This window comes from Pseudomonas sp. SJZ103, from assembly GCF_007828335.1.
Lineage (GTDB): Bacteria > Pseudomonadota > Gammaproteobacteria > Pseudomonadales > Pseudomonadaceae > Aquipseudomonas.
Genome location: NZ_VIUN01000019.1, coordinates 38,573 through 56,061, shown reverse-complemented (window position 1 = coordinate 56,061; position 17,489 = coordinate 38,573). Strand labels below are relative to the sequence as shown.

Here is a 17,489-nt window from a genome sequence, read left to right as displayed (position 1 = left end):
CAATGCCACAACTTCAACCAGGCATGGCGCGCATCCGGGTCAAGGACCTGTGCCTGCGCACCTTCATCGGTATCAATGAGGACGAAATCCTCAACAAGCAGGATGTGCTGATCAACCTGACCATCCTGTATGCCGCCCAGGAAGCCGTGCGCGACAACGACATCGACCATGCGCTGAACTACCGCACCATCACCAAGGCCATCATCGCCCACGTGGAAGGCAACCGCTTTGCCTTGCTGGAGCGCCTGACCCAGGAACTGCTGGACCTGGTGATGAGCAACGAATCGGTGCTGTACGCCGAAGTCGAAGTGGATAAGCCCCATGCGCTGCGCTTTGCCGAGTCGGTGTCGATTACCCTGGCGGCCAGCCGCTAACCCCTGAATTGTCAGTGAGCCCTATGAACGATCAACAACGCCTCGAACTCGAAGCCGCCGCCTTCCGCCGGCTGGTGGCGCATCTGGACAGCCGCAAGGATGTGCAGAACATTGACCTGATGAACCTCGCCGGCTTCTGCCGCAACTGCCTGTCCAAGTGGTACAAGGCCGAGGCCGACGAGCGCCAGATCGAGCTGAGCCTCGATGACGCCCGCGAAGTGGTGTACGGCATGCCGTATGCCGAGTGGAAAGCCCAATACCAGCAAGAAGCCAGCGCCGAGCAGCAGGCGGCGTTCGCCAAAGGAAAACCCCATGACTGATTTGAACACCCTGCGCGCCAGCCTCAACAGCGGCGCACATGTTTTTGCCGACACCCTGGCGTTTGTCGCTGCCGGTTACGATTACCAGCCGCAAGCCTTCACCAATGGCGATGTGGAAAACGCTGCCGGGCAAAACGAAGGTTCGTGCAAGACCCTGGGCTTGGCGTTGCTGGAAGGCTTGAGCGACCAGGAAGCGCTGCTGGCGTTTGGTGAGCACTACCGCTCGGTGGTGGCGACGCCTGAAGGCAGTGACCATGGCAATATTCGGGCGTTGATTGCCCATGGGTTGGCAGGTGTGACATTCACCGCCCAGCCACTGACTCGCAAATCCTGAGTCAGTTAAATTGCACGCATAAAAAACCGGCCTCGCAGCCGGTTTTTTTATTTCAACAATTTAGAAGGAAGCGTCCTTCAAACCGTCGAGGTAACGCTCGGCGTCCAGGGCCGCCATGCAACCGGCGCCGGCCGAAGTGATGGCCTGGCGGTAGACATGGTCGGCCACGTCGCCGGCAGCGAAGATGCCTTCGATGTTGGTCGCGGTAGCGTTGCCTTCACGGCCGCCTTGCACCACCAGGTAGCCGTCTTTGGCTTCCAGCACGCCTTCGAACAACGAGGTGTTCGGGGTGTGACCGATGGCGATGAACACGCCGTCGACTTTCAGCTCGTCGAAGCTGCCATCGTTGTTTTTCAGGCGAGCACCGGTCACGCCCATGTTATCGCCCAGGACTTCATCCAGGGTGGCGTTGAGCTTGAGGATGATCTTGCCCTCAGCCACACGGGCGTGGAGCTTGTCGATCAGGATCTTCTCGGCGCGGAAAGTCTCGCGGCGGTGAACCAGGGTCACGGTGCTGGCGATGTTGGCCAGGTACAGCGCCTCTTCCACGGCAGTGTTGCCACCACCGACCACGGCGACCGGCTTGTTGCGGTAGAAGAAACCGTCACAGGTGGCGCAAGCGGAAACGCCTTTGCCCATGAACGCTTCTTCCGATGGCAGGCCTAGGTAGCGAGCACTGGCGCCGGTGGCGATGATCAGCGCGTCACAGGTGTAGACGCCGCTGTCGCCGGTCAGGCTGTAAGGTTTCTTGGAGAAGTCGACCTTGTTGATGTGATCAAACACGATCTCGGTTTCAAAGCGCTCGGCGTGTTCTTTCATGCGCTCCATCAGCACCGGACCGGTCAGGCCGTGGACATCACCCGGCCAGTTGTCGACTTCAGTGGTGGTGGTCAACTGACCGCCCGCCTGCATGCCGGTGATCAGCAGCGGCTTGAGGTTGGCCCGGGCAGCGTAGACGGCAGCGCTGTAACCGGCAGGGCCGGAACCGAGAATAATCACTCGCGAATGACGGGTATCAGACATGACTCACTCCTATCGACCGCCCGGACTACAAGACGGCTGGAATAAAAAAGGGACCACGAAGCACTTGGGGAAGGCTTTAACTCGCAGGCCCTGAAAAATAATGGGTGCAGCGTATCGAGGGGGGCAAGATTAAGGAAATACGGAATAACAATCCAGCTCATAGGTGGTCTCTATGCAGTCAGGCCGATTAATCGACGCCTTTGTTACCGTTGATGTCGTCACACCGACCACGCTTTCGCCTTGAAGGCAAAGCCGGTAAGGTCGGCGCGTTCGTCATCCTGCTCGGAGTTCTCCATGCCCGCCCCTGCCCTTTCCGGCCCGCAATACCTGCGCGAAGGCCTCAGACTGGTGCTAAGCCCCGGCCTGCGCCTGTTTGTGCTGCTGCCGCTGGCGATCAACCTGGTGCTGTTCGTCGGCTTGATCTATTTTGCCGGCCATCAGTTCAGCCTGTGGGTCGACCACTTGATGCCGACCCTGCCCGGCTGGCTGAGCTTTCTGAATTACCTGCTATGGCCGCTGTTTGTGGTGCTGGTGGTGCTGATGGTGTTTTTCACTTTCACCATGCTCGCCAATATCATCGCGGCACCGTTCAACGGCTTTCTCTCCGAGAAAGTGGAAGTGGTGGTACGTGGCACTGATGACTTCCCGGCATTCAGTTGGGGCGAGCTGATTGAAATGGTCCCGCGTACCCTGGCCCGGGAAATGCGCAAGCTGGGCTACTTCCTGCCACGGGCCATCGGCCTGTTTATCCTGTCGTTCATTCCGGTGGTCAACCTGATCGCCGCGCCGCTGTGGTTGCTGTTTGGCGTGTGGATGATGGCGATCCAATACATCGACTACCCGGCGGATAACCACAAGCTGGGCTGGAACGAAATGCTCGCCTGGCTGCGCCAGAAACGCTGGCAGAGCATGAGTTTCGGCGGCATTGTTTACCTGGTGCTGCTGGTGCCGGTGGTCAACCTCCTGATGATGCCGGCCGCAGTGGCTGGGGCGACGTTGTTCTGGGTGCGTGAACAGGGCGCTGAGGCGATGGCGACGTCGAAAGTGGTCAAGTCATAAATCCATCATCTGCATGACACAATGGCGACATGGCCCATAGCGACACTGTGGGTCATGACGACAGCTTCGCTTCACATCACCCTGATCACCGAAACCTTCCCGCCAGAGATCAACGGGGTGGCCAATACCCTTGGCCGCCTGTGCGAAGGTTTACGCGCGCGCGGCCATCAGGTCGAGCTGGTACGCCCGCGCCAGGGCGCCGACGAGAGCCGGCCCAGCGATGATGGTTTACTGCTCTGCCGTGGCTGGCCGCTGCCGGGTTACCCCGGCCTGCAATGGGGCCAGTCGTCGATGCACAAGTTGCTGCGCCGCTGGACCCGCCAGCGCCCGGACGTGCTGTATATCGCCACTGAAGGGCCGCTGGGGCTGTCGGCGCTGCGGGCGGCGCGGCGTTTGGGCATCAGCGTGGTCAGCGGGTTTCATACCAATTTCCAGCAGTACTCCAACCAGTACGGCTTGAGCCTGTTGAGCCGCATGGTCACGCACTACCTGCGTTGGTTTCATAACCGCTCGAGCTTGACCCTGGTGCCCAGCGCCAGCCAGCGCCTGGAACTGGAGCGCAGGCATTTCGAGCGCCTGGGGATGCTGGCGCGCGGAGTGGATAGCCAACTGTTCCACCCGGCCAAGCGCGACAATGCCCTGCGCGAAAGCTGGGGCCTGGAAAACGACGATATTGCCGTACTGCACGTGGGGCGCCTGGCCCAGGAGAAAAACCTCGGGCTGCTCAAACGGTGCTTTGATGGGCTGCAGGCTACTTATCCACAGCGTCGGCTGAAGTTGATCATCGTCGGGGATGGTCCGCAGCGCCCGATACTGGAGCGCGACCTGCCCGAGGCGGTGTTCTGCGGCACCCAACGCGGTGAAGAACTGGCCAGGCATTACGCATCAGGGGACTTGTTCCTGTTCCCCAGCCTGACCGAAACCTTCGGCAATGTGGTGCTGGAGGCAATGGCCTCTGGCCTGGGCGTGGTGGCGTACGACCAGGCCGCCGCCACCCAGCATATTCGCCATGGCTACAACGGCGTGCTGGCGATGCCGGGAGATGAAAACGCATTTTGCGATGCTGCTACCTGGCTGCTGGAAGAGCGCGAGACCTTGCGCAGGGCCCGACTGAATGCTCGCCAGCATGCCAGTCGCCAGGGCTGGCCGGCGATTATCGAGCAATTCGAGCGCCAGTTACGCGGTGTGTGCGAGGACGGGCAACCGGTGCCCGTCCTGGCGCCGCTTACACCAGGGTCGTCAACGCCTCACGACTGAACGGCAGAATGTCGCCTTCGCGGCCTTCACGCACCTTCACGGCCCAGTCCGGATCTACCAGCAGCGCACGGCCCACAGCAACCAGATCAAACTCGTTGTTATTCAACCGCTCCAGCAGTTTCTCCAGGCTGGCCGGTTGTGCAACCTTGTCGGTGTTGACCATAAACTGCAGGAATTCGCCATCCAGGCCGACACTGCCCACGGTGATCGTCGGTTTGCCAGTGAGTTGGCGGGTCCAGCCGGCGAGGTTGAGGTCGGAGCCTTCGAACTCCGGCTCCCAGAAGCGACGGGTAGAGCAGTGGAAAATATCCACACCTGCCTCAGACAGCGGCTGGAGGAACTCACCCAATGCCTCGGGGGTTTGCACCAGGCGCGCGGTGTAGTCCTGCTGTTTCCACTGGGAGAAACGCAAGATGATCGGGAAGTCCGGGCCGACCGCGGCGCGGGTGGCCTGGATCAGTTCGATGGCAAAGCGCGAACGGTTGGCCAGGTTGCCGCCGTATTCGTCAGTGCGCTGGTTGCTGCCTTCCCAGAAGAACTGGTCGACCAGATAGCCATGGGCGCCATGGATTTCCACGCCGTCCATGCCGATGCGCTGGGCATCCTTGGCTGCTTGGGCGAAAGCGGCGATCACCTCCTTGATGTCCTGGGAGGTCATGCCGTGGACCACCACGTTGCCATCCTTGAGTTTTTCCATCGGGCCGTAGGCCGGCACACTGGCGTCAGGCTCGGTACCGATGCGGCGCACACTGCCCACGTGCCAGAGCTGCGGAACAATCTTGCCACCTTCGGCGTGCACGGCATCTACGACCTTCTTCCAGCCGGCCAGCGCCGCCTCGCCGTAGAAATGCGGGACATTCGGGTAGCCGTTGGAGGCCGGGTGACCGACCACGGTGCCTTCGGTAATGATCAGGCCCACGCCGGCAGCGGCTCGGCGGCGGTAGTACTCGATGACCTTGGAGTTCGGCACGCCACCCGGGGAAAACGAACGGGTCATCGGCGCCATGACCACACGGGTCGACAGCTGAAGTGCACCGAGCTGGAACGGTTTGAACAAGGCTTGGACAGGCATGGGAGCACTCCACGGAAGACGAGGTTTATGATGTGGATAATATGGGGGAGTGCAGCGTGCTGAATAGCACTATTGATTTGGGTGATTAAGGGGTATGAAGGTAGCGGCTAGCTGCAAGTTTAAAGCTGCAAGAGGACCCTTTGTGCTTCTACTTGCAGCTTCAAGCTTAGAACTTGAAGCTGCACCGGCAGGTGTTCAACTCAGGGCTTTTTCGATGGCCTGGACGACCGTCGGATCATCCGGTGCAGTACGCGGCGAGAATCGCGCGAGGACCCGGCCATCCTTGCCCAGCAGGAATTTCTCGAAATTCCAGGTGATATCCCCAGGAAACTCCGCGCCCTCGCCCGCCAGCAAACGGTACAGTTGGTGACGCTCAGGACCGTTCACATCGAGTTTGCTGCCCAGGGGGAAGGTCACGCCGTAGTTCAGGCTGCAGAACTCGCGGATTTCTTCCTCGGTGCCCGGTTCCTGGCCTGCAAACTGGTTGCACGGCAGGCCAAGCACGGTAAATCCCTGGTCCTTGTACTGCTGATAAAGGTTTTCCAACGCCGCGTACTGCGGGGTCAAGCCACATTTGGAGGCGACATTGACCACCAGCACAACGTGCCCCTTGAAGGGCGCCAACGGCAGCTCTTGTCCGTCCAAAGCTTTGAGTTTCAGGTCGTGGAAAGCACTCATGACGAACTCCAGATTTTCCATGTACTTTGCGTTGCAGCGCTTCGAGATTACAACCCGCAAGCCTGCAATCATAGACGCCGATTGCAAAATCCGCCTGCGAATTACTGAGCGGTCGGCCACGGCAGAACAGGAATCGCCGTCACCGCATTCTGCGGGCTGCCTTCGATCAAGCGGTCGCTGTAGACCAGGTACACCAGGGTATTGCGCTTCTTGTCGAGGAAGCGCACCACCTGCATGGTCTTGAACACCAGCGAGGTGCGCTCCTTGAACACTTCGTCGCCGTCCTTGAGTTCGCCCTTGAAGCGGATCGGGCCGACCTGGCGGCAAGCGATAGATGCTTCAGCACGGTCTTCGGCCAGGCCCAGGCCGCCTTTCACGCCGCCGGTCTTGGCGCGCGACAAATAGCAGGTCACGCCGTCGACCTTGGGGTCATCGAACGCTTCGACCACAATCCGGTCGTTGGGGCCGACAAACTTGAACACCGTCGACACCTGGCCAATTTCTTCGGCCGAAGCCAGCAGCGGCATGGCCAGCAGCAGGCCGAGCAATCCCTTCATCACGCGCATCGTGTATTCCCTTTGTTTAGACCAGGATCAGGTTATCGCGGTGAACCAGTTCCGGTTCTGCCATGTAACCCAATAGTCCGACAATCGCGTCAGACGATTGTCCAATGATTTTCTGCGCTTCCAGGGCACTGTAGTTGGCCAGGCCGCGGGCGATCTCACGACCGTCGGGCGCTACGCACACAACCATCTCGCCACGGCGAAAGCTGCCCTGCACCAACTTGACGCCCACCGGCAGCAGGCTCTTGTTGCCTTGAGACAACGCCGACACCGCGCCATCGTCGAGCACCAGGGTGCCACGGGTTTGCAGGTGCCCGGCCAGCCATTGCTTGCGCGCCGCGAGCATGCCGCGCTCGGGCGACAGCAACGTACCGATGCGCTCACCGGCCTTGAGGCGATCCAGCACACGCTCCAGGCGCCCACCGACGATGATGGTGTGAGCCCCGGAACGTGCGGCCAAGCGTGCTGCGCGCAGCTTGGTCTGCATGCCGCCACGGCCCAGGGCACCGCCAACGCTGCCGGCCACGGCGTCGAGCGCCGGGTCATCGGCGCGCGCTTCGTAGATCAGTTGGGCATCGGGGTTGTTGCGTGGGTCGGCGTCGAACATGCCGTCGCGGTCGGTGAGGATCACTAGCAGGTCGGCCTCCACCAGGTTGGCCACCAGCGCGGCCAGGGTGTCGTTGTCGCCGAAACGAATTTCGTCGGTGACCACGGTGTCATTCTCGTTGATCACCGGGATAACCTTGAGCTCCACCAGCGCACGCAAAGTACTGCGGGCGTTTAGGTAGCGCTTACGGTCGGACAGGTCATCGTGGGTCAGCAGGATCTGCGCCGTATGACGGCCGTGCTCTGCAAAGCTGGACTCCCAGGCTTGCACCAGGCCCATCTGACCGATGGCGGCGGCGGCTTGCAGTTCGTGCATCGCGCTGGGTCGCGCGGTCCAACCGAGGCGGCTCATCCCGGCGGCAACCGCCCCGGACGACACCAGCACCAACTCCACACCCGCCTCATGCAAGGCCACCATCTGCTCGACCCAGACGCTCATGGCTGCGCGATCCAGGCCTTTGCCGTCTGCCGTCAGCAGCGCACTTCCGATCTTTACGACCCAGCGCTGCGCACCTGTCACTTTGCTCCGCATCATCTTCAACCTTAGATTGAGGGCCGCGCGACCCAGCGCCGCCCATAACGTTATACCCGGATACCAAAACGCCGCTCCAGGGAGCGGCGTTCAAGTTTATCGCAACGGATCAGTCGCGCACGTAAATGATTTCCGGACCGTCTTCATCATCCACGTCTTCTTCGTCCCAATCATCGTCGCCGATGTCATGGACCGACTTCACGCCGCTGCGGCGCAGGGCACGCTGGTCGTCCAGGGCTTGCAGCTGGGCACGGGCTTCGTCTTCGATCTGCTGGTCGAGTTCGGCGAGTTCGGCCTTGAATACCGGGTCGGCCGCCAGGCGGTCGGCGCGGTCTTCCAGGTAGCGCATGATGTCGCGGGTCAGGCGCTCGGTGCCTTCTTTGGCGATGGCCGAGATCACGTAGACAGGACCCGTCCATTCCAGGCGATCGACGATTTCCTTGACGCGCTCCTCGTGCTCTTCCTCGAGGATCTGGTCGCACTTGTTCAGCACCAACCAGCGATCACGCTCGGCCAGGGCCGGGCTGAACTTGGTCAGCTCGCTGACGATCACTTCGGCGGCGTCCGGTGCACTGGTGTCATCCAATGGCGCCATGTCGACGAGGTGCAGCAGCAAACGGGTGCGGGACAAATGCTTGAGGAAGCGAATCCCCAAGCCTGCGCCGTCGGAAGCGCCTTCGATCAGGCCGGGAATGTCGGCGATCACGAAGCTTTTCCAGCGGTCGACGCTGACCACGCCCAGGTTTGGCACCAGGGTGGTGAACGGGTAGTCGGCGACTTTCGGCTTGGCGGCCGATACCGAGCGGATGAAGGTACTCTTGCCGGCGTTCGGCAGGCCCAGCAGGCCCACGTCAGCCAGTACTTTCATTTCCAGCTTCAGGTCGCGCTGCTCGCCCGGCTTGCCCGGCGTGGTCTGACGCGGTGCACGGTTTGTACTGGATTTGAATCGGGTGTTACCCAGACCGTGCCAGCCGCCCTGCACAACCATCAGCTTCTGGCCGGCCTTGGTCAGGTCGCCAATCACTTCCTGGGTCGCGGAGTCGATAATCGTGGTGCCGACCGGTACACGCAGTACCAGGTCTTCGCCTTTTTTACCGGTGCAGTCGGTGCTGCCGCCGTTGGAGCCACGCTCGGCATCGAAGTGCCGGGTGTAACGGTAGTCGACCAGGGTGTTGAGGTTTTCGTCGGCCATCATGTAGATGGAACCGCCATCACCGCCGTCACCGCCGTTGGGGCCACCGTTTTCGATGAATTTTTCGCGACGGAAACTCATGCAACCGTTACCGCCGTCGCCTGCTTTTACTCGGATGGAAACTTCATCAACGAACTTCATAACAAAACGCCTCTCGCCGCACGGACGAGCTTAAGAAACCAAGACATAAGACTCTTGCAAAAATGAGCGCAGCGACCTCAATCAACAGCCGCAAATCCAGCTGCTCGAGCCCATTACAAACAGCTTTGCAAGAGACTCACTCCACAAACGAAAAAGCCCCGTCGCAAGACAGGGCTTTTCCAGCGATCGCGCAATTAAGCGGCGACAACGCTCACGTAACGGCGGTTGAACGCGCCTTTTACTTCAAACTTGATCACGCCTTCGATTTTCGCGAAGAGGGTGTGATCTTTACCCATGCCAACACCGTAACCGGCGTGGAATTGGGTGCCGCGCTGACGCACGATGATGTTGCCCGGAATGATTTTCTGGCCGCCATACATCTTCACGCCAAGGCGTTTGGCTTCTGAGTCGCGACCGTTACGGGTACTACCACCAGCTTTTTTGTGTGCCATGAGTCAATTCTCCTAGTGAGGAATTAGGCTGAAATTAAGCCTGAATACCGGTGATTTTGATCTCGGTGTACCACTGGCGGTGGCCCATACGCTTCATGTGGTGCTTACGACGACGGAACTTGATGATGCGGACTTTATCGTGACGACCTTGGGAGATCACTTCAGCCACAACGGTAGCGCCAGCAACAACTGGAGCGCCGATGTTCACGTCATCGCCATTGGCGACCAACAGAACGCGATCAAAGGTAACGGATTCGCCGGTAGCGATTTCCAGTTTTTCGATCTTCAGGTATTCACCTGGGGCGACCTTGTATTGCTTGCCACCAGTAACAATTACTGCGTACGACATGGTATTTCTCCGATAATCCTGCTCACCCAGCGCTTTATAAGAAGAGGTATTGGCTGGCATGGCTGCATGGGATGGACGTCCCGAATGCAATTGCGTAAGGCAGGTGCTGCCCAGGAAGTTCAGGGTGCGCGATTGTACGCAATGTAAATGGGTGTTGCAAGTGGCTGTCTATCGCGCCTTGACACTACGGGGTCAGGGTCCTAGCATGCCGCGCAACCCTTCTGGAGCGACTGTCGCTGATGCAACCCCAAGCTTTCTACCGCGCGGTCGCGGACGATTTTAGCGCCGTCGACGGCATCATCAAGCAGCAGCTGACGTCTAAGGTGCCGCTGGTCTCAAAAATTGGCGACTACATTACGTCGGCAGGCGGTAAACGCCTGCGTCCTTTATTAGTGCTGCTGTGTGGCAAGGCCCTGGGCCGCGAAGGCGATGACCTGCGCCTGCTGGCTGCCACCATCGAATTCCTGCACACCGCCACCCTGCTGCATGACGACGTGGTCGACATGTCCGGCATGCGCCGTGGCCGCGAGACCGCCAATGCGATGTGGGGCAATGCCCCGAGCGTGCTGGTCGGCGACTTCCTGTACTCGCGCTCGTTCGAAATGATGGTCGAGCTGGGCTCGATGCCGGTGATGAAGATTCTTTCCCAGGCCACGCGCATCATCGCTGAAGGCGAAGTGCTGCAGCTGTCCAAGGTCCGCGACGCCAGCACCACCGAAGAAACCTATATGGAAGTGATTCGCGGTAAGACCGCGATGCTCTTCGAAGCCTCCACACACAGTGCCGCCGCGCTCTGTGGCGCGACCGCCGAACAGGCCGAAGCCCTGCGTACCTTTGGCGACCATCTGGGCGTGGCGTTCCAACTGGTGGACGACCTGCTCGACTACCGCGGCGATGCAGAGACCCTGGGCAAGAACGTCGGTGACGACCTGGCCGAAGGCAAACCGACCTTGCCGCTGATCTACACCATGCGCGAAGGCACGCCGGAACAGGCGGCCCTGGTGCGCAAGGCGATCCAGAAAGGCGGGATCGAGGACCTGGAAAGCATCCGTGAGGCTGTGGAAGCCTCGGGCTCGCTGGACTACACCGCGCAACTGGCACGTGACTACGTGGCCCGTGCGATCAAGTGCCTGGAAGCCCTTCCGGCCAGCGAGTACCGGGATGCCTTGGTTGAGCTGAGTGAATTTGCGGTCGCGCGGACGCACTAGGTCCTACCTGCAAACGCATACCCATGTGGGATGGGGGCTTGTCCCCCCCACATTCGGATTTGATAAAACCTGCAAGACCACAATTCCCTATATAATGTGCGACTTTTAGCCATCCTGACCGTTAAGGAGCTTTAGTGAGCACGTTGCCACCCTGCCCGAAATGCAATTCCGAATACACCTACGAAGACGGCGCCCAGCTGATCTGCCCGGAATGCGCCCATGAGTGGTCCGCCAATGGCGAGGCCGAAGTGGCCGGCGATGAAACCGTGAAGAAAGACTCTGTGGGCAACGTCCTGCAGGACGGCGACACCATCACCGTGATCAAAGACCTCAAGGTCAAGGGTACGTCCTTGGTCGTGAAGGTCGGCACCAAGGTCAAGAACATCCGCCTGTGCGACGGCGACCACGATATCGATTGCAAGATCGACGGTATCGGCCCGATGAAACTCAAGTCCGAATTCGTGCGCAAAGTCTGAACCTGCTGCATCCATCCCGCGCCCGCGCGGGATGGCGTTTTGCCCTCCCCGTTGACCCCTCTCAATATCCACACAGAAAAACCAGGAAACTGCCAATAGGCACTTGCTATTCTACGAATAAGAATTATTCTCATTGAAACCCATCAAGGAGATGCAACCATGACTTATTTGATAGATGCCTGGCTCGACCGCCCACACCCTTACCTACGCATCCTCCATCGGGAAACCGGTGAAGTCTGTGCTGTGCTGGAAGAAGAAGCGTTGAATGAGCTGCAGGACCAGGGCGACCTGGACGTCAACGGCCTGAGTTCGAGTGAACCTGGAGTACTGAAGGAGGTTGTGCGCAATCTGTTTCTGTTCTGCTATGCCCGAGCGTTGCGCCCGGCCACGGAGCTCAGTGGCAAGTTCCATCCATGAGAAAACCAGCAAAACACTGTAGGAGCGAGCTTGCTCGCGAAGACCGCATAAACAACGCGCTCATCCAGGATGCCCGCGTCATCGTTGACGTTTTTCGCGAGCAAGCTCGCTCCTACAGGTAATCAAAAGCAGGTCTTACAGAACGTCGAGCAGTTCGACGTCAAATACCAGCACGCTGTGCGGCGGAATGCTGCCAACGCCTTGAGCGCCATAAGCCAACTCGCTCGGCACGTACAGGCGCCATTTGCTGCCGGCATTCATCAGTTGCAGGGCTTCGGTCCAGCCGGCGATCACGCCGCCCACCGGGAATTCTGCAGGCTGGCCACGCTCGTAGGAGCTGTCGAACACAGTGCCGTCGATCAAGGTGCCGTGGTAGTGGGTACGAACCTGGTCTTCACGGGTCGGCTTGGCGCCGTCACCGGCGGTCAGCACTTCAAATTGCAGGCCGGAAGCCAGGGTGGTGATGCCATCACGCTTGGCGTTTTCAGCCAGGAAAGCCAGGCCAGCGCCTGCAGCCGCTTCAGCCTTGGCAGCCGCTTCGGCTTGCATGATTTCGCGGATGACCTTGAAGCTGGCAGCCATTTGCTCTTGATCAACACGGCTTGGTTTGCCGGCGAACGCGTCGGTCAGGCCAGCCAGGATCGCATCCAGGCTCACACCTGGCGGTGGGTTGTCGCGCAGTTGGTCGCCCAACTGACGGCCGATACCGTAGCTGACGCGGGTTTCGTCGGTGGACAGATTAACTTCGGACATGAAGAGGCTCCGCTATAGGGCAGCGCTGAAAACACCGGTTTCCCGCACCGCCCAGAACTAAAAGGGCCAGCAGACTAGCACACAAGACCTGCTCGTGATGAGCCCTGCACGGCAGCGCGGCACCGGGATCGCGACCCTTCGTCGCACACGCAATAAAAGCACTTCAGATTCACAGCCCGTCGCCGATACAGCGCTACACACTTTGGCTGGCTCAAATAACAACACCGTCCAGCAGACAGACATCACCTTTGCGGAGCATTAGATGAACAGCTGGTTCGGTAACATCAGCGTCAACCTCAAACTGGGCCTGGGCTTCGGCCTGGTACTGGTCCTCACCTCGATCCTGGCCCTCACCGGCTGGACCAGCCTGGGCGGTCTGATCGACCGCAGTAACTGGATGAGCGACATCACCCAGCTCAATGCCTCACTGACCAAACTGCGTATCGTGCGTCTGCAATACATGCTGGCCAACGGCGACGAGGCCGTGGCACAAAACGTACAGACCAACCTGGACGCCTTTACTGCCCAGCAACAGAAACTCCTGAACAGCTTCAAGAGCCCGGAAAACGTCAAGCTGCTCAACGAGCAGAAAGCCATCATCACGGCTTATCAGCAATCCCTGAACAAAATGCGCGAGGCTTACCGAAACGGTAATGCCTCTCGCCAAGTGATGGGCGACAAGGCCGATATCGCCAATGCCCAAATCGACGCGCTGGACGCCAGCGTGAGGCAAATGCCCGACAGCGCGGAGCACCTTGCACAGTTCCAGGCCGTGGCCGACGCCAAGATGCAGTTCCAGTTGGCCCGCTACGAAGTGCGCGGCTACACCGGCAACGTCAACCCGGACACCGAAGCCCGCGCTGCCGCACAAATCGAAAAAGCCATCAGTGGCTTGAAAGGCCTCAGCGCCGCCTTCGGCGCCAGCCAGCAAAGCGCCCTGAGCTCCTTGGAAACCGCCCTTGGCGCCTATCGCAGCGCCGTGCAGAACTACAAGGCCGCCAACGCCAATATCGTGGCTGCCCGTGCCGAAATGACCACCCAAGGCGCCGATATCGTCACGATCAGTGACAAGCTGTACGACATCCAGCTGGATCGTCGCGACGCTGAAAGCGCCCAGGCCCGCAGCCTGCAGTTGATCAGCACCTTGCTGGCACTGCTGGTCGGTATCATTGCGGCACTGGTGATCACCCGCCAGATCACGCGTCCATTGCAGGAAACCCTGGCCGTGGTTGAACGCATCGCTTCCGGCGACCTGAGCCACAATATCCAGGTCACCCGTCGCGATGAGCTGGGCGTATTGCAACAAGGGATTCAGCGCATGGGCACGACCCTGCGTGAATTGATCAGCGGTATTCGCGACGGCGTGACCCAGATCGCCAGCGCCGCCGAAGAGTTGTCGGCCGTCACCGAGCAGACCAGCGCCGGCGTGAACAGCCAGAAAATCGAGACCGATCAGGTCGCCACGGCGATGCACGAAATGACCGCCACCGTGCAGGAAGTCGCACGCAACGCCGAGCAAGCCTCTCTGGCCGCCGCCGATGCTGACGGCCAAGCCCGCGCAGGCGACAAAGTGGTGGCTGAGGCCATCGCCCAGATCGAACGCCTGGCCGCCGAAGTGGAACGTTCCACCGATGCCATGGCGCACCTGCAACAAGAGAGCAACAAGATCGGCAGCGTGATGGACGTGATCAAGGCCGTTGCCGAACAAACCAACCTGCTCGCGCTCAACGCAGCGATCGAAGCGGCGCGTGCCGGTGAAGCCGGTCGCGGCTTTGCCGTGGTGGCCGACGAAGTACGCGGCCTGGCCCAGCGCACGCAGAAGTCCACCGAGGAAATCGAAGGCCTGGTCGCCGGTTTGCAGAACGGCACCCAGCAAGTTGCCAACGTAATGAACAACAGCCGCAGCCTCACCGACAGCAGTGTCGAACTGACGCGCAAGGCCGGAGTGTCACTGGAAAACATCACCCGCACGGTGTCGAACATCCAGTCCATGAACCAACAGATCGCCGCCGCCGCCGAACAGCAAAGCGCCGTGGCCGAAGAGATCAGCCGCAGCATCGTGAATGTGCGTGATGTGTCCGAGCAGACCGCCACCGCGAGCGACGAGACGGCAAAATCGAGCGTGGAACTGGCACGTTTGGGTAGCCAGTTGCAGCAGATGGTCAGTCACTTCCGGGTTTAAGAAACCAAAAAGCCGCTTCGGTATTAACCGAAGCGGCTCCACTTCTCAGACCTTACAGGTCATCGAAGCTGTCCCGCAGGAATGTCCACACGTGATAAACACGTACGGCATTCACTACGAGGTTCCATGTACGTCGTGCAAACTTAGACATACTCGGCCCTCCGTGAGTTGGGCCTTACCTCCAGCACACTTACCGGAACACGTGAGCCTTTGGATGCGGGTCAACGCTTCCTGTGAGGCGGCCGGGCTTTGGTTCCTCCCGCATGAATCCGGCACGGATTACTAGCCCGTGGCGTTCGGTCCATAATTCCGCGCGCATACCCAGCCACCTACAAAACGACATACTTGGAACGGGGGTGATACTAATCAACATCCGAATCAAAGGTGTGACAGGCGACGATAAACCTGCTGGAAAGATCAACTGATATGTTGCAAATTTTTGCCACCAACTCTAAATAGAAATAAAGTCGACAGATAAAAAGCAACGCCCCTCGTCAAGCCTTGCGCGAGACGATAACCGGCATTAGTATCCCTTAGGCGGGTCAGCGCTTCCTGTAAGAATGCAACCCCAGCCACTAACTGGGGTTGCAAAAAAAAACCGCCTACCAAGGCGGTTTTTTATTGCCTGCGATTTGCCGCTCAGCCCTCGCCTTCCTCAACAAACACCACGCGATTCCCAAACGGATCCTTGATGCTCATCTCCCGCGATCCCCAAGGCGTTTCCTCAACCCCAGGCTTGGCGTAACGGTAATCCTTGCCCAGCAACTGCTGCTGGTACGCATCCACCCCTTGCGCCTGGATCCGCACCGCCGTGCCCGGAGAGGCGTCGCCATGATGCTCGGACAGGTGCAGCACGCAATCGCCCAGCGACACCTGCAGATACAGTGGATAATTCGCCTCGAAGCGGTGCTGCCAATCGACCTTGAAGCCCAGGAAGTCGACGTAGAATTCCAGCGCCTTGGCCTCATCGAAAATCCGCAGGATGGGGGTGACTTTTCCTAAGTGCATGGCAATCGCTCCGTGTATGAAAGCGCCCACTATAGAGTCGAAAACCCACCACGCAAATCCCCACTGCGCGCCAGGAACCGCCCCGGTCGCTGACCGTTCGCCTGGCCATCGCTGTAGCTCAACACGCCGTTGACCCACACGCCATCAATGCCTTGCGCTGCCCGCTGTGGTCCATTGAAGTCCGCCACATCGCGCACCCGCACAGGGTCGAACAACACCAGGTCGGCCCAGTGCCCTTCGCGAATTTCGCCCCGCTCGGATAACCCAAAACGCGCTGCCGACAAGCCGGTCATCTTGTGCACGGCGGTGTGCAACGGGAACAAGCCGACATCCCGGCTGAAATGCCCCAGCACCCGTGGGAACGCGCCCCATAAGCGAGGATGCGGAAACGGATCTTCAGGCAAGCCATCCGACCCCACCATCGACAACGGATGCGCGAGGATACGTCGCACATCCGCTTCATCCATCCCGTAGTACACCGCCCCCGCAGGCTGCAGACGACGGGCGGCGTCCATCAGGGAGACGTCCCATTCGCCAGCGATGTCCTGCAAGTCGCGCCCCCCCACTTCAGGGTGCGGCGTCGACCAGGTGATCGTGATACGAAACGCGTCGGTCACCTGCTTGAGGTCCAGGGTAGAAGAACTGGCCGCATAGGGATAACAATCACACCCCACCGGGTGGGTTTTCGCCGCCGATTCCAACGCTGCCAACAGCTGCGGACTACGCCCCCAGTTCCCCGCTCCCGCACATTTGAGGTGGGAAATAATCACCGGTACCTGTGAGTGCCGGCCGATCAGAAAAGCCTCGTCCATCGCCTCCAGCACCGGTTCGAATTCGCTGCGCAAATGGGTGGTGTACACCGCACCGAAGGCCGTGAGTTCTTCACTCAGTTGCAGCACCTCATCGGTCTCGGCATTAAACGCGCTGGCGTAGGCCAGGCCTGTGGATAAACCGAGGGCGCCGGCCTCGAGACTCTCGTGCAACTGCAAACGCATGGCGACGATTTCATCCGGTGTGGCGGTGCGATGCAGATCGTCCATGTGGTTACTGCGCAGCGCCGTGTGGCCGATCAATGCTGCGACATTGACCGCTGGATGAGCACGTTCAACGGCGCTGCGATAGTCGCTGAAACGGGGATAAACAAACGCCGCAGCGCTGCCCAACAAGTTCATCGGGTCGGGCGGATCGCTGCGTAAACTCACCGGTGAGGCGCTGATGCCACAGTTGCCGACAATCACCGTGGTCACACCCTGGCTGAGCTTGGGCAGCATCTGCGGCTGGCGGATGACCACCGTGTCGTCGTGGGTGTGCACGTCGATAAAGCCCGGCGCCAGCACACGGCCTGTCGCATCGATTTCATGCACGGCCGCCGCCGTCGACAAGTCGCCGATCGTCTCGATGCGCCCGTCACGCAGCCCCACATCGGCGACATAACCCGGGGTGTTGCTGCCATCGATGATCAGCGCCTGGCGAATCAGCGTGTCGTACGTCAT

The 17,489-nt window shown here is 59.9% G+C and carries 20 protein-coding genes and 1 pseudogene; 10 read left to right on the top strand and 11 right to left on the bottom strand.

What is annotated here, in order from left to right:
• Positions 1–2: 2 nt before the first annotated feature.
• From folX to FBY10_RS28320, 3 genes are read left to right on the top strand one after another with little or no spacing between them, the layout of a single operon-like run.
• Positions 3–374 carry a dihydroneopterin triphosphate 2'-epimerase gene (gene folX, locus FBY10_RS28330; protein WP_003194073.1) on the top strand — a complete coding sequence of 124 codons (372 nt, stop codon included), beginning with the start codon at positions 3–5 and terminating at the stop codon, positions 372–374.
• A gap of 23 nt (positions 375–397) precedes the next feature.
• Entirely contained in the window at positions 398–694 is a 297-nt protein-coding gene (locus FBY10_RS28325) for a DUF1244 domain-containing protein (protein ID WP_139237772.1), read from the top strand.
• Positions 687–1,028: a HopJ type III effector protein gene (locus tag FBY10_RS28320; protein ID WP_145338511.1), complete on the top strand. Its 342-nt coding sequence runs from the start codon at positions 687–689 to the stop codon at positions 1,026–1,028. The genes FBY10_RS28325 and FBY10_RS28320 overlap by 8 nt, the downstream gene beginning before the upstream one ends.
• A gap of 60 nt (positions 1,029–1,088) precedes the next feature.
• Here FBY10_RS28320 and trxB read toward each other — a convergent pair whose 3' ends face one another.
• Entirely contained in the window at positions 1,089–2,051 is a 963-nt protein-coding gene (trxB, locus tag FBY10_RS28315) for a thioredoxin-disulfide reductase (RefSeq protein WP_003194076.1), read from the bottom strand.
• Between the two features lie 294 nt (positions 2,052–2,345).
• On the opposite strand from trxB, the gene cysZ reads away from it, so the two are divergent.
• The gene (gene cysZ / locus FBY10_RS28305; protein ID WP_131700249.1) at positions 2,346–3,110 is read left to right on the top strand and encodes a sulfate transporter CysZ; all 765 of its coding nucleotides are present in this window, start codon (positions 2,346–2,348) and stop codon (positions 3,108–3,110) included.
• A gap of 54 nt (positions 3,111–3,164) precedes the next feature.
• On the top strand, positions 3,165–4,367 hold the full coding sequence (locus FBY10_RS28300) for a glycosyltransferase family 1 protein (RefSeq protein ID WP_131700248.1): 1,203 nt from the start codon (positions 3,165–3,167) through the stop codon (positions 4,365–4,367).
• Here FBY10_RS28300 and FBY10_RS28295 read toward each other — a convergent pair.
• The 7 genes from FBY10_RS28295 to rplU form a co-directional block, all read right to left on the bottom strand.
• Positions 4,336–5,439, bottom strand: coding sequence for an NADH:flavin oxidoreductase (locus FBY10_RS28295; protein WP_145338512.1), 1,104 nt, complete (start codon positions 5,437–5,439; stop codon positions 4,336–4,338). The two genes, FBY10_RS28300 and FBY10_RS28295, sit on opposite strands and share 32 nt — an antisense overlap.
• Before the next feature lie 195 nt (positions 5,440–5,634).
• Positions 5,635–6,117 (bottom strand): glutathione peroxidase, encoded by a 483-nt coding sequence (locus tag FBY10_RS28290; protein WP_027607649.1) that lies wholly within the window; start codon positions 6,115–6,117, stop codon positions 5,635–5,637.
• Positions 6,118–6,218: 101 nt separating this feature from the next.
• On the bottom strand, positions 6,219–6,683 hold the full coding sequence (locus FBY10_RS28285) for a CreA family protein (RefSeq protein WP_131700246.1): 465 nt from the start codon (positions 6,681–6,683) through the stop codon (positions 6,219–6,221).
• 16 nt (positions 6,684–6,699) lie between these two features.
• Positions 6,700–7,818 carry a glutamate 5-kinase gene (proB, locus tag FBY10_RS28280; RefSeq protein WP_026013771.1) on the bottom strand — a complete coding sequence of 373 codons (1,119 nt, stop codon included), beginning with the start codon at positions 7,816–7,818 and terminating at the stop codon, positions 6,700–6,702.
• A 109-nt stretch (positions 7,819–7,927) separates the two neighbouring features.
• Positions 7,928–9,151 carry an Obg family GTPase CgtA gene (cgtA, locus tag FBY10_RS28275; protein ID WP_015885843.1) on the bottom strand — a complete coding sequence of 408 codons (1,224 nt, stop codon included), beginning with the start codon at positions 9,149–9,151 and terminating at the stop codon, positions 7,928–7,930.
• Between the two features lie 194 nt (positions 9,152–9,345).
• Positions 9,346–9,603, bottom strand: a complete 258-nt coding sequence (rpmA, locus tag FBY10_RS28270; protein ID WP_003176049.1) for a 50S ribosomal protein L27 — start codon at positions 9,601–9,603, stop codon at positions 9,346–9,348.
• Between the two features lie 34 nt (positions 9,604–9,637).
• Positions 9,638–9,952 (bottom strand): 50S ribosomal protein L21, encoded by a 315-nt coding sequence (gene rplU, locus FBY10_RS28265; protein ID WP_003176051.1) that lies wholly within the window; start codon positions 9,950–9,952, stop codon positions 9,638–9,640.
• Between the two features lie 239 nt (positions 9,953–10,191).
• On the opposite strand from rplU, the gene FBY10_RS28260 reads away from it, so the two are divergent.
• The 3 genes from FBY10_RS28260 to FBY10_RS28250 all read left to right on the top strand — a co-directional run bounded on the left by FBY10_RS28260 (position 10,192) and on the right by FBY10_RS28250 (position 12,053).
• A complete protein-coding gene (locus FBY10_RS28260; protein ID WP_053132020.1) occupies positions 10,192–11,160 on the top strand; it encodes a polyprenyl synthetase family protein in 969 nt (322 codons plus the stop codon).
• A 134-nt stretch (positions 11,161–11,294) separates the two neighbouring features.
• Positions 11,295–11,636, top strand: a complete 342-nt coding sequence (locus FBY10_RS28255) for a zinc ribbon domain-containing protein YjdM (RefSeq protein ID WP_003230858.1) — start codon at positions 11,295–11,297, stop codon at positions 11,634–11,636.
• Positions 11,637–11,795: 159 nt separating this feature from the next.
• The gene (locus FBY10_RS28250; RefSeq protein ID WP_057724031.1) at positions 11,796–12,053 is read left to right on the top strand and encodes a hypothetical protein; all 258 of its coding nucleotides are present in this window, start codon (positions 11,796–11,798) and stop codon (positions 12,051–12,053) included.
• A 135-nt stretch (positions 12,054–12,188) separates the two neighbouring features.
• On the opposite strand, the gene FBY10_RS28245 is transcribed toward FBY10_RS28250, so the two are convergent.
• Positions 12,189–12,806 (bottom strand): FKBP-type peptidyl-prolyl cis-trans isomerase, encoded by a 618-nt coding sequence (locus tag FBY10_RS28245; RefSeq protein ID WP_003176055.1) that lies wholly within the window; start codon positions 12,804–12,806, stop codon positions 12,189–12,191.
• 262 nt (positions 12,807–13,068) lie between these two features.
• Between FBY10_RS28245 and FBY10_RS32360 the strand changes: the two are divergent.
• Positions 13,069–14,133, top strand: a pseudogene (locus tag FBY10_RS32360) (methyl-accepting chemotaxis protein); the annotation flags it as partial.
• Positions 14,125–14,988 (top strand): methyl-accepting chemotaxis protein, encoded by an 864-nt coding sequence (locus FBY10_RS32355; RefSeq protein ID WP_370671263.1) that lies wholly within the window; start codon positions 14,125–14,127, stop codon positions 14,986–14,988. The pseudogene FBY10_RS32360 and the gene FBY10_RS32355, both read left to right, overlap by 9 nt.
• A gap of 639 nt (positions 14,989–15,627) precedes the next feature.
• Here the strand turns inward: FBY10_RS32355 and FBY10_RS28235 are convergent.
• Together FBY10_RS28235 and FBY10_RS28230 are read right to left on the bottom strand one after the other, a co-directional pair.
• A complete protein-coding gene (locus FBY10_RS28235; protein ID WP_131700244.1) occupies positions 15,628–15,996 on the bottom strand; it encodes a glyoxalase superfamily protein in 369 nt (122 codons plus the stop codon).
• A 29-nt stretch (positions 15,997–16,025) separates the two neighbouring features.
• Positions 16,026–17,489 (bottom strand): amidohydrolase family protein, encoded by a 1,464-nt coding sequence (locus tag FBY10_RS28230; protein ID WP_145338513.1) that lies wholly within the window; start codon positions 17,487–17,489, stop codon positions 16,026–16,028.

Excerpts from the sequence above, each read along its gene's own strand:
- folX (WP_003194073.1), top strand. The coding sequence starts at position 3 with ATGCCACAACTTCAACCAGGCATGGCGCGCATCCGGGTCAAGGACCTG.
- FBY10_RS28325 (WP_139237772.1), top strand. The coding sequence starts at position 398 with ATGAACGATCAACAACGCCTCGAACTCGAAGCCGCCGCCTTCCGCCGG.
- FBY10_RS28320 (WP_145338511.1), top strand. The coding sequence starts at position 687 with ATGACTGATTTGAACACCCTGCGCGCCAGCCTCAACAGCGGCGCACAT.
- trxB (WP_003194076.1), bottom strand. The coding sequence starts at position 2,051 with ATGTCTGATACCCGTCATTCGCGAGTGATTATTCTCGGTTCCGGCCCT.
- cysZ (WP_131700249.1), top strand. The coding sequence starts at position 2,346 with ATGCCCGCCCCTGCCCTTTCCGGCCCGCAATACCTGCGCGAAGGCCTC.
- FBY10_RS28300 (WP_131700248.1), top strand. The coding sequence starts at position 3,165 with ATGACGACAGCTTCGCTTCACATCACCCTGATCACCGAAACCTTCCCG.
- FBY10_RS28295 (WP_145338512.1), bottom strand. The coding sequence starts at position 5,439 with ATGCCTGTCCAAGCCTTGTTCAAACCGTTCCAGCTCGGTGCACTTCAG.
- FBY10_RS28290 (WP_027607649.1), bottom strand. The coding sequence starts at position 6,117 with ATGAGTGCTTTCCACGACCTGAAACTCAAAGCTTTGGACGGACAAGAG.
- FBY10_RS28285 (WP_131700246.1), bottom strand. The coding sequence starts at position 6,683 with ATGCGCGTGATGAAGGGATTGCTCGGCCTGCTGCTGGCCATGCCGCTG.
- proB (WP_026013771.1), bottom strand. The coding sequence starts at position 7,818 with ATGCGGAGCAAAGTGACAGGTGCGCAGCGCTGGGTCGTAAAGATCGGA.
- cgtA (WP_015885843.1), bottom strand. The coding sequence starts at position 9,151 with ATGAAGTTCGTTGATGAAGTTTCCATCCGAGTAAAAGCAGGCGACGGC.
- rpmA (WP_003176049.1), bottom strand. The coding sequence starts at position 9,603 with ATGGCACACAAAAAAGCTGGTGGTAGTACCCGTAACGGTCGCGACTCA.
- rplU (WP_003176051.1), bottom strand. The coding sequence starts at position 9,952 with ATGTCGTACGCAGTAATTGTTACTGGTGGCAAGCAATACAAGGTCGCC.
- FBY10_RS28260 (WP_053132020.1), top strand. The coding sequence starts at position 10,192 with ATGCAACCCCAAGCTTTCTACCGCGCGGTCGCGGACGATTTTAGCGCC.
- FBY10_RS28250 (WP_057724031.1), top strand. The coding sequence starts at position 11,796 with ATGACTTATTTGATAGATGCCTGGCTCGACCGCCCACACCCTTACCTA.
- FBY10_RS28245 (WP_003176055.1), bottom strand. The coding sequence starts at position 12,806 with ATGTCCGAAGTTAATCTGTCCACCGACGAAACCCGCGTCAGCTACGGT.
- FBY10_RS32355 (WP_370671263.1), top strand. The coding sequence starts at position 14,125 with ATGGGCACGACCCTGCGTGAATTGATCAGCGGTATTCGCGACGGCGTG.
- FBY10_RS28235 (WP_131700244.1), bottom strand. The coding sequence starts at position 15,996 with ATGCACTTAGGAAAAGTCACCCCCATCCTGCGGATTTTCGATGAGGCC.
- FBY10_RS28230 (WP_145338513.1), bottom strand. The coding sequence starts at position 17,489 with ATGACGTACGACACGCTGATTCGCCAGGCGCTGATCATCGATGGCAGC.